This is a genomic window from Sphingobacterium sp. MYb388, assembly GCF_037479535.1.
GTDB classification, from domain to species: domain Bacteria; phylum Bacteroidota; class Bacteroidia; order Sphingobacteriales; family Sphingobacteriaceae; genus Sphingobacterium; species Sphingobacterium anhuiense.
The window spans coordinates 101,737-117,798 of the sequence record NZ_JBBGYV010000002.1; the positions used below are offsets into that span (position 1 = coordinate 101,737).

The following is a 16,062-nucleotide window of genomic DNA, read 5'->3' on the forward strand; positions in this document are numbered from 1 at the left end:
TTGAAAACCTGTACTTTTGTTCCGATGAAAAAAATTATTCTGAATAAAGGAAAAGATAAGGCAGCTTGGCAACTTCATCCTTGGGTCTTTTCTGGTGCAATAAAGCGTATAGATGGTGCACCCGATAACGGGGATGTTGTTACTGTTTTTAATGCAGAAAATGAGTTTATTGCTTTCGGACTTTTTCACGATTCATCTCGTGTAGCTGTTCGTTTATTAGAATGGCATCCTGATCAACAGATCAACGAACAATGGTGGCGCAAGCGTATTCAAAAGGCTGTTGAAGCACGCCGTCATTTATTGATTGAAGGAAAGAATGATACTGCAAGGTTGATTTTTGCTGAGGCAGATTTTGTTCCTGGATTGATTGTGGATAAGTATGCTGATTATATCTCAATACAAGTTCATGCTGCAGGGGTTGAAAGAATCAAGGATGTGGTTATTGATGAGCTGAACAAATTATTAAGTCCTAAGGGGATTTATGAGCGTTCAGATCTTAAATCACGCGAGCATGAGGGATTGCCGGATACAAACGGTTTACTTTTTGGAGAACTTCCACCTGAGTTTGTTGAGATTATTGAAAATGGTATTCGTTATCAGGTGAATATTATAGATGGCCAAAAATCAGGCTTTTATTGTGATCAAAGAGAGAATAGAGCTTTAACAGCTCAATATGTGAAGGGTAAAAAGGTGCTGGATTGCTTTTGTTATTCTGGCGGTTTTACTTTAAATGCTTTCCATGAAGGGGCGGCAAGCGTTACTTCTGTGGACAGTTCTGCTTTAGCAATTGAAACGTTGAGACGTAATATTCTGTTAAATGGATATAGTGAAGAAGCACATGTTGCTATCCAATCTGATGTGAATAAGCAATTGAAGGTATTTGCTGAAGAGCAGCAAAAATTTGATGTCATTGTATTAGATCCACCAAAGTATGCTCCTTCAAGATCTTCGTTAGAACGTGCTTCACGTGCATATAAGGATCTGAATAGAAGAGGATTATTGCTTTTGGAATCGGGAGGTTTATTGGCTACTTTTTCATGTTCTTCTGCTATGGACATTGACACTTTTAAGCAAGTATTGGCATGGGCAGCATTGGATGCCGGCAAAGAAATACAGTTTATTAGACAATTTCATCAACCAGATGACCATCCGGTAAGAGCATCATTCCCAGAAGGGGAATATTTAAAAGGATTATTAGTAAGAGTTATTTAAAAAAATAAAAGAGGTTTCTAAATGTGGGGAACCTCTTTTTTACGTTATGGAAGTACAAAATAATAAGATTAGGCCCGAGTTTTCTATTTTACTCGCAGTTAGTTTCGCTCATTTATTAAATGATATGATTCAGGGTGTTATTCCGTCAGTTTATCCTTTATTAAAAGAAGAACATCATTTGAGTTTTTCTCAGATTGGAATTATAACGCTTGTATATCAGATCGCGGCATCTATTTTTCAACCTGTTGTAGGTTCGTTTACAGATAAGCGACCAATGCCTTATTCGCAGATTATCGGTATGACTTTTTCGATTTCGGGCATGGCACTTTTTGCTTATGCGCCAAGTTATGCTTTGATTTTGTGTGCTGTATTTTTGGTTGGGATAGGTTCTTCGATATTTCATCCTGAATCTTCCCGAGTTGCTTATATGGCATCTGGCGGAAAACGAAGTATGGCACAATCTATTTTTCAGATCGGAGGTAATGCAGGTACTGCGCTGGCTCCAATTATCGTCGCATATCTTGTTTTACCGAAAGGACAATCATCTATTGCCTGGTTTTGTGTTATTGGAATCATAGGGCAGATTGTTTCTTATTATATTGGCAGTTGGTATAGTGAAAAGCTTAAAAATAGAGCTAAAAATGCAAGTGCTGGTATGCGTATACCGGATCTATCGGAAGCTCGTGTAGTGCTAACGGTTGTTGTCCTGATGCTATTAATTATCTCGAAGTACTTTTACATTGCTAGTATTACTAATTATTTTCAGTTTTATACCATGGAGAAGTTTGGTTTAACGGAAATTCAAGCGCAAGTGTATCTATTTTACTTCTTAATTGCTGTTGCGGCGGGCACATTGTTAGGTGGAATTTTTGGTGACCGTTTCGGAAGAAAGTATGTGATTTGGTTTTCAGTTTTGGGAGTCGCGCCTTTTTCTTTACTATTGCCCTATGCAGATTATACCATGACTGGTGTATTAGTGGTTATTATAGGTTTAATCTTATCATCGGCATTCCCAGCTATCATTGTTTATGCACAGGAGCTGTTGCCTAAAAAATTAGGTATGGTTTCTGGCTTATTCTATGGTTTCGCATTTGGTATGGGTGGTTTGGGATCAGCGTTATTAGGCTGGCAGGCGGACCATACATCGATTGAGTTTATTTATCATGTATGTTCTTATCTACCGCTTATTGGCGTCGTTGCATATTTCTTGCCGAATCTACAAAAAACACCTTATAAAGATGTGATGTAAATCTTCTTTGCTTTACATAAAATAAATAAAGTGCTCCATGGAGCGCTTTATTTATTTTATAACATCGAGCCATCCTTTTGCCATTAAACTGGCTCCAGCTAACGAAGTGTGAACTCCATCTGTTGTCCAATAAGAGCCTGAGGCCTTTTGTTCGGCATTATCAAATATTGATTGATATGGAATTAATGAAGCATTAAATTCTTTTGAGATATCAACACAAGCTTGTTGGTAACCTGCGAAGTCGGGAAACCAGTCCTCTGTAACATGTTGTACATTTTTAACGCCGAATGGCTCTCCTATAATCAGCTTTACGTTCGGTAATTTTGATAGCGTCTGCTGTAATAAAGTCTGGTATTGTTTCTTAAACTGTTCTGGTGTATTTGTTGCACCACTATCCTTTGTTCTCCAAAAATCGTTTACACCGATCAGAATACTTAGAATAGTGGGTTGAATATCGATGGTATCTTCTTGCCATCTATTTTGCAAATCTGGTATTCGATTTCCACTGATACCGCGATTGTATATCTTGAGATTTTTATCGGCATATTTTTCTAACAGCACCGCGGCGGCTAGATTTGCATAACCAGAACCTAACGCCCAGTTGTCATTTGCATTTTTATTTTTTCTATCCCGACCATTATCCGTGATTGAGTCTCCTTGAAATAAGATTACATCGTCTTTGCTTATACTTATTCTTTTTGATTTATTTAGGTTGTCCAGGCTTTCAGCCTGAGCAGAAAATAAATTGGCGTTAGTTAATAAACTAGCGCCAATAATACTTTTTGTAATAAATGATCTGCGATTCGTTTTCATATTTAGTTATACGTTGATAGACTAAATATAAAAAAACTAAGTATATTTTTCTATACCATCAAGGATAATTTTACAAGCTTTTTCAATTTCATCGTTTGTGATGGTCAAAGGAGGAGCTACACGCAATGCTGTTTCACAATGTAAATACCAATCAATCATGATTCCTTGTTGTGCGCAATAATTACTCACATTATAAACCTGGTCAAAAGTTTCAAGCTGTAGACACATCATCAATCCTTTTCCTCTAATTTCTATAATTTTAGGATGTTGTAATAGTGTTCTGAATAGTTGTTCTTTCTCAGCAACTTGTTCTACCAATTGATTTTCTCTGATGAATTCTAAAGATGCTTTTGCGGCCGCACAACTAACAGGATGTCCGCCAAAAGTCGTGATATGACCGAGCATCGGATTGTCTTTGATTACATCCATCACTTGCTTCGATGCAACGAATGCTCCTAAAGGCATACCGCCACCGATACCTTTGGCAAGCATGAGAATATCAGGTACGATATCATAATGTTCGAATGCAAATAACTTTCCAGTTCTACCAAAGCCTGTTTGAATCTCATCAAAGACTAGCAATGTTCCTGTTTCATTACAACGTTTACGTAAAGCCTGCATATATGAAATATCAGGAACACGTACTCCAGCTTCTCCTTGTATAGCTTCAATAATTACAGCTGCAGTCTTTTCTGTGATCAGCGATAAGTCATCACTATTATTGAATGTTATGAATTCTATTTCGGGAAGTAATGGTGCGTATGCAGTATGATATTCTTCATTTCCGATAAGGCTTAATGCTCCCTGTGTACTGCCGTGATATGCTTTTTTCGCTGCTATAATCTGTCTTCTTCCAGTAAAGCGCTTTGCTACCTTCATACTTCCTTCGACGGCCTCTGCGCCTGAATTGGTAAAATAGACTGATTCAAATTGTTTTGGAAGTACAGCTAATAAGTCAGTTGCAAATTCAACTTGTGGAGCTTGTACAAATTCACCATATACAGTAACATGTAAGTATTTTTCAAGCTGATCTTTGATTGCCTGGATAACTTTTGGATTTCTATGCCCAATATTACTGACATTGAATCCTGAAACCAAATCCATATATTCTTCACCATTTGGTCCATATAAATAGACTCCTTCTGCTTTTGCTATTTCAATCATCCTTGGTGAATTTGATGTTTGAGCCGTATTTAGCAGAAAAAGTTCCCGATTATTTAGCATCTTATTAGTTGTTTAAAAAAAAGAAGAAGTCTTTTGGACTTCTTCTTATATGCGTATTAATTATTGTTTTTTCGATTATTGAGCGATTTAATCAAGTATTCTCGAAACTCCTGTTCGACTTGAAAAAATTGAGAGGAGCGTGAAGTTCCAATAACTTTGGAAAATTTTTCACGATAATTTTTCTTGATCTCTAGTTCTTTTGCATCATAAGCGATAACATCGCGAGAATTTCCACGGAGATTATTTCTCGAAGGACTATTTCCTGTTTTAGCTTTTTTAACATTCCACATTTCCTTTGAATATTCATTATAAATAGGAAAAAAATCTTGAGCTTCTTTTCGTGATAGATTTAATTCTCTTGTAATAAAAGCAATTTTTTCATTTTCAATGATTTGAAAACGTTCATTGTCCTGTGCATAAGTGGTTGATAGACCTACAATACAGAAACAAAATATGATAATTATATTCTTAATCTTTGACATCATTATAACGTGTATTTAAGATAATCCTCAATATCTTTGTCCTTAATTTTACCATTTGTTCCTACTATGTCTTCATCATCGATATATTTTGCAACATATAATAAATCATCACTATTTCCTGTTTGTGCTAGGTAATTAATGATTTCCTGGTCTGACACATGTGTAAGATTCTTCTGTTCTTGAGTGCTATTTTGGAATCCAAAATAACTTCCAATACCCAAAATGGCCACTAGAGATGCTGCTACAGCATATTTATTCCAAGGAATTTTCCTTTTAATAGAATGAATAGGAACTTCAGCTGGAAGATCTGATGGCAAGCCTGCATGAATCGATTTAGTAATTTTAGCCGTTAATGATTCAAAATATTTATTAGGAGCTTCAAAACCATCTGTAATAACTACTTGTTTTAAATTGTCCGTAATTATTTTTGCGGCTATCTGCTCGTTAAATTCATTGAAATATAAAGATGGGGTTTCAAATCCATCTTGAGTCACTTTAGATTTTAAATTATCTTCCGTTACTTTTAGTAATATATTATTTTGTAAAGACGAAAAGTAATCATCTGGATGACTAAAGCCATCGGTTTTAATCTGATCTTTTAGCTTTTCTTCAGCTACTTTGCCTAAGATATTTTGTTGAAGTTTTTCAAAATAGCCAACGGGTACATCTCGGATTTCTTTTGGTGATGATTCCAATTTGACTTGAGCAATCAAAGATTCATTTAAATCTTTGAAGTAATCTTTGGGCACGTCAAAAGGATTTACACGCAGTGAATCGGGTAGATTATTAGCTTCCATTCCCTCATGATATGTGTTATTTTCCTTCATTATAAATCATTAGAGTACCTAAATCAAAAAAGGTTTAATCGTTGTTATGAAAAAAAGCTTCTATTTTTTTTACAGCTAAATGATATGATGCTTTCAAGGCACCAACACTTGTTCCTAGTACTTCTGAGATTTCATCATATTTCATATCATCAAAGTATTTCATGTTAAAAACAAGTTTTTGTTTTTCTGGAAGTGTTAATAAAGCCTGTTGTAATTTCATTTGTGCTTTATCACCACTAAAGTAACTACCACTTGATAAAGAGTCTGCTAAATAAGCAGAACTATCGTCATCCAACGATACGTTCTGCTTAAGTTTTTTCTTATTCAAGAATGTAATACATTCATTGGTCGCAATGCGGTACAGCCAAGTATATAATTGGGAATCCTCACGGAAGTTCGCCAGATTTCGCCATACTTTAATGAATATGTCTTGGACAACATCATCTGCATCATCATGATCAATGACCATTCTTCTCACATGCCAATATATTTTTTGCTGATATTTGGTCAGCAGCTGATTAAATGCTTCTTCGCGCGTACTTTCGTTAGCAAATTTTGAAATAATTAAAGCATCTTCCATATATTGACGTTGTGATGTTTGTTTTTTTATTTTCTGTTAATAACACGTTGTGCTGCCGCAACAATTGCTGCCGCATTCAAACCATATTTTTCCATTAATTGAGCAGGAGTACCTGATTCGCCGAAGCTATCATCTACTGCTACAAATTCTTGGGGAGTTGGTAAGTTTTTAGCTAAAACTTGAGCTACACTATCTCCCAAACCGCCTAAACGATTGTGTTCTTCTGCAGTTACTACACATTTTGTTTTAGCAACTGATTTTAAAATAGCTTCTTCGTCTAAAGGTTTAATGGTGTGGATGTTGATGATTTCAGCATCAATGCCCAACGCTGCTAATTGCTCACCAGCCTGGATAGCCTCCCATACCAAATGTCCTGTTGCGATAATTGTTACATCAGTTCCTTCGTTTAGTGTTACTGCTTTTCCAATTACAAATTCTTGGTCAGCAGGAGTGAAGTTAGGAACTACCGGACGTCCAAAACGTAAGTAAACAGGACCTTCAAATTTTGCTGCAGCAATTGTTGCAGCTTTAGTTTGATTGAAATCACAAGGATTGATAACTGTCATTCCAGGTAACATTTTCATCAAACCAATATCTTCTAAGATTTGGTGTGTAGCACCATCTTCACCTAATGTTAATCCAGCGTGTGAAGCAGCAATTTTAACATTTTTGTCAGAATAGGCGATAGATTGGCGAATTTGATCGTAAACACGACCCGTTGAGAAGTTCGCAAATGTTCCTGTAAAAGGAATTTTACCACCAATTGTCAAACCAGCTGCGATTCCCATCATATTTGCTTCAGCAATACCAATTTGGAAGAAACGTTCTGGAAATTCATTTATAAAATCATTCATTTTTAATGATCCGATTAAATCAGCACATAAAGCAACAACATTTTCGTCTTGTTTACCTGCTTCTAATAATCCAGCACCAAATCCTGAACGGGTATCTTTTGATTCTGTGAAAGTATATTTTTTCATTTTTTACTAGTATGGAGTAGTTAGTATAGAATAGCTCGTACTTAGATTTCTTCAAATGACGTTTGTGGGTCAATTTCTAAATACTAATGTTTTAAATACTAATATCTAATATAATTAATAATCGCCCAAAGTTTCTGTTAACTGACCTAAAGCCGAAGCTAATTGATCATTATTTGGAGCAACACCGTGCCATTTGTGAGATCCCATCATGAAATCAACACCATTCCCCATTTCAGTATGTAATAATATAATTACTGGTTTACCTTTACCTGTATGAGATTTTGCTTCTTCAAGTCCAGCAACTACGGAGGTCATATCATTACCTTTTGCTACTTCTAATACATCCCATCCAAAAGCTTCCCATTTAGCGCGAAGATCGCCTAATGAAAGAACTTGATCTGTAGAACCATCAATTTGAGCACGGTTATAATCAACCGCTGCAATCAGATTGTCTACTTTATTATGAGGAGCATACATTGCTGCTTCCCAAACTTGACCTTCTTGCAATTCACCATCACCCATTAAAACATAGACTAAATTTGTGTCTTTGTTTAATTTTTTAGCTTGAGCAGCACCAATTGCAGCAGAAAGTCCTTGGCCTAGTGAACCAGATGCAATACGAATTCCAGGAAGACCTTCGTGTGTAGTCGGGTGTCCTTGAAGACGAGAATTGATTTTTCTGAAAGTAGCTAATTCGCTTACTTCAAAGTATCCTGCTCGTGCAAGTGTACTGTAGAAAACTGGCGAAATGTGGCCATTTGATAAGAAAAATAAATCTTCACCGATGCCATCCATATCGAAAGATGGATTACGTTTCATTGCATTGAAATAAAGAGCAACTAAGTAGTCCGTACAACCTAATGATCCACCTGGGTGGCCAGATTGGCAAGCATGTACCATACGTACGATGTCACGTCTTACTTGTGATGCAATTTGTTCTAGTTTATTGATATCTGCACTCATTTTAATATATTGATTTCACAATTAGCCGTAAAGTTAGTCATTTTTAATAGAGTAGGGGTTATAAATTGTAAATTTTAGGGACAAAATAACGATTCAAAATTGTCTTCTAGTTTGTTCTATTTAGAAGATGTGTTTTTTATTTAACTCATGAGTCATAAATAATGAACTTATCCAATTATGTATGTGTGTTATAATAGTTATCAGCTTGATTGTATGGTGGCTATGGTTCATTTTTTTATAAGCAAGAATTATATCGCATGCATATTTTATGGATATGAATATCACGTTTATAAATTAAGAATTCAAAAAAAAAGCCGTTCATAATAGAACGGCTTTTTACTTTAGATAACTGTATCTTTTACATCGATTCAGCTACAACTTCTTCGACTTCAGGAACCATACGTTTTAGTAAGCCTTCGATCCCAGATTTTAAGGTGATACTTGATGACGGACAGCCACTGCAAGATCCGCGTAACTCAACAGTTACAACGCCATCACTAAATGATTTATAAGCGATAGCACCACCATCTTGTTCAACGGCAGGACGTACATAGTCATGTAATACCTGTTGAATTTTAATTTCAATATCAGAACCTTCAAAAGCTACATCTTCGGTATGTTCAATAGGTTTTACTGCAAGTTCAGACTCTACTGCACCTTTTATAAAGTCTTTTAATAATGCTTCAATATCAGTCCACTCAGCATCTTCACTCTTGGTTACTGTAACAAAGTTGCTTGCGAAAAATACACCGTTTACAAAATTAAATTTGAATAATTCTTTTGCAAAAGCTGATTCTTGTGCTTTATCCTTATCCGCATAATCCAAGCTGCCGTTGATCAATAACTTATTGACCAAAAATTTCATCGTCGATGGATTCGGAGTGGATTCAGTATATACGTTAATTGTTGCCATATTAATCTTTGTCTATTTCGAATGACAAATATAAGTTAAAAATCAGGTGATGTTAGTCATTAAAGCGTAAAAGCTTATAGACTTACACCTGTGTAACTAGAAGGGCTTATTGATTTTAGTTCAGCCTTAACTTTATCTGTAACATTTAAATTGTCCACAAATTCAGCAATTGTTTCTTCCGTTACATGCGTGTTTGTACGTGTTAAATCTTTTAGAGCTTCGTATGGTTTAGGGTAGCCCTCTCTTCTTAATACTGTTTGAATTGCCTCTGCAACAACTGCCCAGTTATTATTTAGATCTGCTTGCAATGCCTGCTCATTTAATATCAATTTTCGTAAACCTCTTAAAGTAGATTTGATTGCAATTAGTGTATGCGCAAAAGGAACGCCGATATTACGCAATACTGTTGAATCTGTTAAATCCCTCTGTAAACGAGAAATAGGTAATTTTGCTGCTAAGTGTTCAAATAATGCATTTGCAATTCCTAAATTTCCTTCTGCATTTTCAAAATCAATCGGATTTACTTTATGTGGCATTGCTGAGGATCCTATTTGACCAGCAGTAATTTTTTGTTTGAAATATTCCATTGACACATAAGTCCAGATGTCGCGGCACAAATCAATTAATATCGTGTTAATGCGTTTGAAAGCATCACAGCTTGCTGCAAAATTGTCGTAATGTTCAATTTGGGTGGTTGTTTGTGAACGACTTAGGCCCAGAGATTCATTAACAAATTTATTTCCAAAGGCTACCCAGTCTGTCTGTGGGTATGCAACATGATGTGCATTGAAATTACCAGTAGCTCCACCAAATTTTGCGGAGTAAGGCACCGCTTTTAATTGATCAAATTGGCGTTGGATACGTTCCACGAAAACTTTGATTTCTTTTCCTAAACGTGTTGGGGACGCGGGTTGGCCGTGTGTACGTGCTAACATGGATACATTGGACCAATCACTAGATAATGTTGTTAATTCTTGGATCAACTCTTCTATCGCTGGTGTATAGACAGCTGCGATCGCATCTTTCCATGAGTATGGAATAGCCGTGTTGTTTATATCTTGAGAGGTTAAGCCAAAATGAATAAATTCTAAAGAGTCATGTAGGCCAAGTTTTTCAAATTGATCCTTTAAAAAGTATTCAACTGCTTTGACATCATGGTTCGTTACTTTTTCAGTATTCTTTATCCAAATAGCATCTTCTTCAGTAAAGTTTCTATATAGATCACGTAATTTTTCATTCAACGAGCCGTCAAAATGACTTAATTGTTCAATTCCTGATTGAGAAAGAGCGATGAAATATTCAACTTCTACTAAAACCCGATATTTAATTAAGGCAAATTCTGAAAAATAAGCGCCTAATTCTTGCGTTGCGTTATGATAGCGACCGTCTACTGGAGATACGGCGGTAAGTGATGATAAGGCCATAATACATTTTTGTTTGTGCAAAGGTAAAAAAATGAGAGGAGCTTATCAATTTAAATGCGAGGTATATAACAAAAAAAGCCCCAACATGTGGGGCTTTTTATATTTTTAAAATCAGTTCCCTGAAATTAGTGAGCAGCTTTTGCTGAATCAATAGCAACTTTAGCTGAATCAACTACAGTTTTAGCTGAATCAATAGCTGTGTTAGCTGAATCGATAACTGTGTTAGCTGAATCGATAGCAGTTGAATCAGAAGCAGTTTCTGATTTGTTTGCAGTACCATTACAAGAAGCGAAAGCTACAGTTAAAGCTAATCCTAAGAAAGCGAATTTGAATGAATTTTTCATTTTGATTTTATTAAATTTTATTAAAATTTCTTTATTTAAAGGTTTATACCTTAAAATTGAAAAGGTAACCCGTTTATTTTATCTTTTTTTTAAAAGAAAGCTTACATCGTTAAAATGCAAGCTTTTATGTCTTCGGACAGTACTAAAATTATTTTTTAGTAACAGCAGAATCAACTTTCGCAGCAGCAGAATCAACTTTTGCAGCAGCAGAGTCAACTTTGTTAGCTGCAGAATCTAAAACAGTAGCAGCAGAATCAACTAAAGCAGCAGCTGAGTCAGCAGTAGCATTAGTTTTAGTTTCAGCACCACCACAAGAAGCGAAAGCTACAGTTAAAGCTAATCCTAAGAAAGCGAATTTGAATGAATTTTTCATTTTGATTTTTCTAAATTAATGGAAACAAAATTGTTATTTAAACATTAATACTTAGAAAGTTAAAAGGTAACCTGAAAAAAATATTATTTTTTTAAAATTATGTAATGACTTGTAAATCAGTTTTTTATTTTTAATTATTATTTGGTCTTTTTCGATGTTATAGAACATTCTGTTTTAAATAGTGTATATTGAAAAGACAAATTGTAGACAACTGTTACTAAAAGAATGATGCTATGTTTGATAAAATGAAAAATATACTAGATCTGCTAAAAGCTGTTGATTTAGAACAATTGCAAAAGATTTCTCAAAAAATTGACTTGGGTCAGGTATTGAATGCTGTTTCGAAAATGGATGATAATCAATTGAAGAGTGCTATGAAATTACTGACGGCAACAAGCAAGAAAAAGGAGTTGCCTCCGATCAATGGAGATTTTTATCATATTGAAGAAAAATTGTCGACCGCTGATAAGATTACGCAATTGAAAGTTCGTGATTTTATGGAGAAGGAGATCAGTCCTATTGTTAATAACTATTGGTTACGGGATGAGTTTCCTTTTGAAATTATTGAAAAGTTTGCAGCTTTAAATATATGCGGATATACTTATGATGGATATGGCTGTGCTGGAGGAAGTTCTTTGATGGAGGGCGTTATTGCAGCAGAGATTGCCCGGGTCGATGCTTCAATTGCGACATTTTTTGGGGTACAGAGTGGATTGGCAATGGGGTCAATATATATATGTGGATCTGATGAGCAAAAGCAGGAATGGTTACCACGTATGCAGCAGATGAAGGTGATCGGAGCTTTTGGACTGACCGAACCTGAAGTAGGATCCGGAGCTGCGGGGGGATTGACTTGTACTTGTAAAAAAACTGAATCTGGCTGGGTTTTGAATGGTCAAAAGAAATGGATAGGAAATAGTACTTTTTCAGATATTACGATAATTTGGGCTAGAGATCTGGATGATGGACAAGTGAAGGGCTTTATCGTGCGAAGGGAAAATCCAGGTTTTGCTGTCGAAAAAATAAAAGGAAAGATGGCTTTGCGAATCGTTCAGAATGGTTTGATTACATTGACGGATTGTGTCGTTCCTGAATCGGACCGATTGCAGCATGCTAATAGTTTCAAAGATACTGCTAAAGTGTTGCAGATGACACGTGCTGGAGTTGCCTGGATGGCGGTAGGTTGTGCACGAGGAGCTTATGAAAATGCGCTTGATTATACCCGAAAGCGAGAGCAATTTGGAAAACCTATTGCATCTTTTCAGTTGATTCAAAATCATTTGGTTGAAATGCTATCTAATTTAACGGCTATGCAGACGTTGGTTTATCGTTTATCTGAAATGCAGGATAACGGCGACTTAAAAGATGAGCACGCATCACTTGCAAAAGTTTTTTGCTCATTAAGAACACGTGATATTGTGTCTAAAGCTAGAGAGGTGATGGGGGGAAATGGAATTTTACTTGAATATAATGTTGCTCGATTTTTAGCAGATGCGGAAGCTATTTACTCATATGAGGGGACTAAAGAAATTAATTCATTGATTGTAGGACGTAGCATTACAGGTTTTAGTGCTTTTGTATAATAATTGAGAGTCATGTTTAACTGTGAATTCTTTTACCGTAGATTATATTCAAAATTTGATTATTTAATTAACCGATGATCTTTAGCTTAGCTGTGGGTTATTTTATCCTATTTTCTTTGAGATTTCCGGTGCGACAATAAAAAAGGATCAAAATTTATTATTTTGATCCTTTTTTATGCTTAATTGAATTTTATCCTAGGGCTACATCTAAAGTCATCATTAAAATGAAACCTCCTATAAATCCGATTGTTGCGATGTCTGAATTTTTATTTTGTTGCGCTTCAGGTATAACTTCTTCTACGACTACAAAGATCATGGCTCCGGCCGCAAATGCTAGTGCATAAGGAAGTATGGGTGTAAAAGTAACTACTGCCATTGCTCCCAAAACACCGGCAATTGGTTCTACAATTGCGGATGCTTGTCCGTAGAAAAAACTTTTTCGTCTGCTCATTCCCATTCTTCTTAGTGGCATTGCGACTGCTATACCTTCAGGGAAATTTTGTAAACCTATTCCAGTCGCCAAGATGACAGCCCCAGCAATTGTCGCTTCTGGAATCCCTGCAGCAACACTCCCGAAAAGAACACCTACCGCAAGTCCTTCAGGGATATTATGAAGTGTAATGGCTAAAATCATTAAAGTTGTTTTTTGCCATGGGGTCTTTACTCCTTCCACTTTTTTAAAATTGATATGTAGATGAGGTAAAACTTTGTCTATACTAAATAGGAATGCCGCGCCAATTAAAAATCCGACCACAGCTGGGACGACTTGTGCAAAACCAGTGCCTTCGCTCATGTCGATGGCGGGTATGAGGAGACTCCAGACACTTGCGGCTACCATTACCCCGCCCGTGAATCCCAACATGCCGTCCATGACATTTTTATTCATTTTTTTAAATAGGAATACAAATGAAGCGCCCAAAGCAGTGACTAGCCATGTAAATAATGTTGCATACAGAGCGGCTAAAATAGGGTCGATGCTTTCTAGGTATGTAATAACTGATTCAATCATAGTTTTGATATTATTTCATTATTTATTCATCTTTGAAATGTGCTCATATTTTTGCGATATCCACACTTAATATTTCAGGATTGGATGGATCATCTACCATTAATGTGGCTGTGTGTTTTAAAATATGATTCATTAGAAGTTAAGCAAGTCTAATCTTAGATGGTATGCAACAAAAGTAATAAGTTAGATTGAACTAACAAATATATTTCTAACATTTTTGTTAGTATATGCTAATAATTTTTAGTTTATCTGTTTGTGTTTGAATAGCCGTCTGTTATCTTTAGTGCTGATCTGTATTTAAGAATTGAGTTGGAAGTAGTCAGCTCTGTGAGATAACTTGGTTTTATACTTTATTATTTATAGGATGGGCTGGAAAATTTAACCAGCCCATCTTATACAGCTTTCTATTTAAGGGTTAAAGAATGGGTGGAAATTCTCATTCTAAATTGTTTATTACGATTAATTTTCCTTAAGCATTTGCTTTTTCTTCTTTACTCGCTTCTTGTTTTTTAAAAATAGCATTTAATAGAATTGCTATAGCACCATCACCTGTTACATTACAGGCTGTTCCGAAGCTATCCATTGCGATGTATAAAGCAATCATTAAAGCTTGATTCTCGACGTTGAAACCGAGCATACTACCGATTATACCTATTGCTGCCATAATTGCTCCGCCCGGTACTCCTGGTGCTGCTATCATTGTTACCCCTAACATGCAGATAAATCCCATCATTTGTACAAAGTCTATTGGTATACCTTGCATCATCATAAGTGCAAGTACACATGCAACGATTTTCAGCGTACTTCCTGCAAGATGTATTGTTGCACATAATGGGATGCTGAAATTAGCGATGTCTTCATCAACACCAAGTTTTTTTGCTTGTTTTAGTGTTACAGGAATCGTTGCCGCAGAAGACTGTGTCCCTAAGGCGGTAAAATAAGCGGGCAACATACCGATTAATAATTTGAATGGATTTTGTTTAGAGGCTATCCCTGCAATGATAAATTGGATTACAAGCAAAAGAATATGGATGACGAAAATAATTCCAATGATTTTGATGAAGACATGCAGTATGGTGAAAACTTTACCTGTGTACGTCATATCGTAGAAGATACCTAAAATGAAAATGGGCAATAATGGTATGATCATTTTTTCGATGATAAAACTAATTACCTTTTCAAAATCGATAAATACCTTTTCTAATGTCGAATTTTCTAATTTTGACAAGCCAATACCGATACAGAATGCAAGCACTAAGGCGGACATGACGTCGAAGAGGGGTGGGAACTCAATTTTGAAATAGGGACTCAGTGTTTTGGTTGTTTCGGTAATTAGGTCTGTGTTGATCTGGTTTTGAAGTAAAGCTGGAAATATACTCATGCTGATCGTGTACGAAAAAAGTCCAGCAAATAAGGTAGAACCATAGGCGATCAATACAGTTGTCAATAATAATTTTCCTGCAGTCTTTCCTAGTTGAGCAATTGATGGAATGATTAATCCAACGATAATTAGTGGAATCAAAAATTTTAAGAATTGATCAAAAAGAAAATTATATGTGGTTAAGATTCTTCCTAATGACTCAGGGAGATAGAGGCCGAGTAAAATACCGGATATGATGGCGACGATTACTTTAAAGAGAAGATTTTCAGTAATTTTTTTCATTGGATTTGTTTTATTATATGATGTCTTATCCTTATGATAATACGTTTAGTTCATTTATAAAATAATTTATCATCTCCATTAATTAAAAAAGAAGTCAATAGATAATCCATTTTGTTCTTTGTATTGAAGAAAAGTATATATTTAATTATCTGGAATGATTCATATTCTTGACATCTGTATGTGTGGAGTTTAATCTGTTGAGAAACGAAATTGTCATCAATAAAGTTGATTTTGATACGTTGTTGCTCCTTGGGTCTATTCTAAAAAATGTAGACCCGATAAAAAAATATATTACGAAAATAGGAATTAATAACCGATTTATTTTGAAGAGTGCTCGTGTTTGGACATTTGCATGGTGCAGTCTCCGGTTGCTTTGTTTGGGGTATTGCTTTGTGGTATAGCTTGTTAATGTCTTTTTAATGG

Annotated in this window: 16 protein-coding genes; 3 read left to right on the top strand and 13 right to left on the bottom strand. The window is 35.6% G+C overall.

Going from position 1 to position 16,062, the window contains the following annotated elements:
- The first annotated feature begins 24 nt into the window (after positions 1–24).
- Together WH188_RS06415 and WH188_RS06420 are read left to right on the top strand one after the other, a co-directional pair.
- On the top strand, positions 25–1,212 hold the full coding sequence (locus WH188_RS06415; RefSeq protein WP_132770955.1) for a class I SAM-dependent rRNA methyltransferase: 1,188 nt from the start codon (positions 25–27) through the stop codon (positions 1,210–1,212).
- 46 nt (positions 1,213–1,258) lie between these two features.
- Entirely contained in the window at positions 1,259–2,461 is a 1,203-nt protein-coding gene (locus WH188_RS06420) for an MFS transporter (protein WP_168127121.1), read from the top strand.
- Between the two features lie 51 nt (positions 2,462–2,512).
- Here the strand turns inward: WH188_RS06420 and WH188_RS06425 are convergent, their stop codons facing one another.
- From WH188_RS06425 to WH188_RS06475, 11 genes are all read right to left on the bottom strand, one after another.
- Complete coding sequence (locus WH188_RS06425; protein WP_021192491.1) at positions 2,513–3,274, bottom strand: SGNH/GDSL hydrolase family protein; 762 nt, start codon at positions 3,272–3,274, stop codon at positions 2,513–2,515.
- Between the two features lie 36 nt (positions 3,275–3,310).
- Positions 3,311–4,498 carry an aspartate aminotransferase family protein gene (locus tag WH188_RS06430; protein WP_132770953.1) on the bottom strand — a complete coding sequence of 396 codons (1,188 nt, stop codon included), beginning with the start codon at positions 4,496–4,498 and terminating at the stop codon, positions 3,311–3,313.
- Positions 4,499–4,554: 56 nt separating this feature from the next.
- Positions 4,555–4,983 (bottom strand): hypothetical protein, encoded by a 429-nt coding sequence (locus tag WH188_RS06435; RefSeq protein ID WP_021192489.1) that lies wholly within the window; start codon positions 4,981–4,983, stop codon positions 4,555–4,557.
- On the bottom strand, positions 4,983–5,807 hold the full coding sequence (locus tag WH188_RS06440; RefSeq protein WP_021192488.1) for a hypothetical protein: 825 nt from the start codon (positions 5,805–5,807) through the stop codon (positions 4,983–4,985). Before WH188_RS06440 ends, WH188_RS06435 begins: the two co-directional genes overlap by 1 nt.
- 34 nt (positions 5,808–5,841) lie before the next feature.
- Positions 5,842–6,387: an RNA polymerase sigma factor gene (locus tag WH188_RS06445; protein ID WP_021192487.1), complete on the bottom strand. Its 546-nt coding sequence runs from the start codon at positions 6,385–6,387 to the stop codon at positions 5,842–5,844.
- Positions 6,388–6,413: 26 nt separating this feature from the next.
- Complete coding sequence (locus tag WH188_RS06450; protein WP_132770951.1) at positions 6,414–7,367, bottom strand: transketolase family protein; 954 nt, start codon at positions 7,365–7,367, stop codon at positions 6,414–6,416.
- Between the two features lie 114 nt (positions 7,368–7,481).
- Positions 7,482–8,330, bottom strand: a complete 849-nt coding sequence (locus tag WH188_RS06455; protein ID WP_021192485.1) for a transketolase — start codon at positions 8,328–8,330, stop codon at positions 7,482–7,484.
- A gap of 358 nt (positions 8,331–8,688) precedes the next feature.
- Entirely contained in the window at positions 8,689–9,243 is a 555-nt protein-coding gene (locus WH188_RS06460; RefSeq protein WP_021192484.1) for a NifU family protein, read from the bottom strand.
- A 74-nt stretch (positions 9,244–9,317) separates the two neighbouring features.
- Positions 9,318–10,667, bottom strand: a complete 1,350-nt coding sequence (purB, locus tag WH188_RS06465) for an adenylosuccinate lyase (RefSeq protein ID WP_132770950.1) — start codon at positions 10,665–10,667, stop codon at positions 9,318–9,320.
- Between the two features lie 125 nt (positions 10,668–10,792).
- Positions 10,793–11,011: a hypothetical protein gene (locus WH188_RS06470; RefSeq protein ID WP_021192480.1), complete on the bottom strand. Its 219-nt coding sequence runs from the start codon at positions 11,009–11,011 to the stop codon at positions 10,793–10,795.
- Positions 11,012–11,159: 148 nt separating this feature from the next.
- Positions 11,160–11,384 (bottom strand): PG1828 family lipoprotein, encoded by a 225-nt coding sequence (locus tag WH188_RS06475; RefSeq protein WP_021192479.1) that lies wholly within the window; start codon positions 11,382–11,384, stop codon positions 11,160–11,162.
- A gap of 233 nt (positions 11,385–11,617) precedes the next feature.
- Between WH188_RS06475 and WH188_RS06480 the strand changes: the two genes are divergently transcribed.
- On the top strand, positions 11,618–12,967 hold the full coding sequence (locus tag WH188_RS06480) for an acyl-CoA dehydrogenase family protein (protein WP_132770949.1): 1,350 nt from the start codon (positions 11,618–11,620) through the stop codon (positions 12,965–12,967).
- 190 nt (positions 12,968–13,157) lie between these two features.
- On the opposite strand, the gene WH188_RS06485 is transcribed toward WH188_RS06480, so the two are convergent.
- Positions 13,158–13,976 (bottom strand): ZIP family metal transporter, encoded by an 819-nt coding sequence (locus tag WH188_RS06485; RefSeq protein WP_132770948.1) that lies wholly within the window; start codon positions 13,974–13,976, stop codon positions 13,158–13,160.
- Between the two features lie 469 nt (positions 13,977–14,445).
- Entirely contained in the window at positions 14,446–15,639 is a 1,194-nt protein-coding gene (locus tag WH188_RS06490; protein WP_168127122.1) for a dicarboxylate/amino acid:cation symporter, read from the bottom strand.
- Positions 15,640–16,062: the final 423 nt, after the last annotated feature.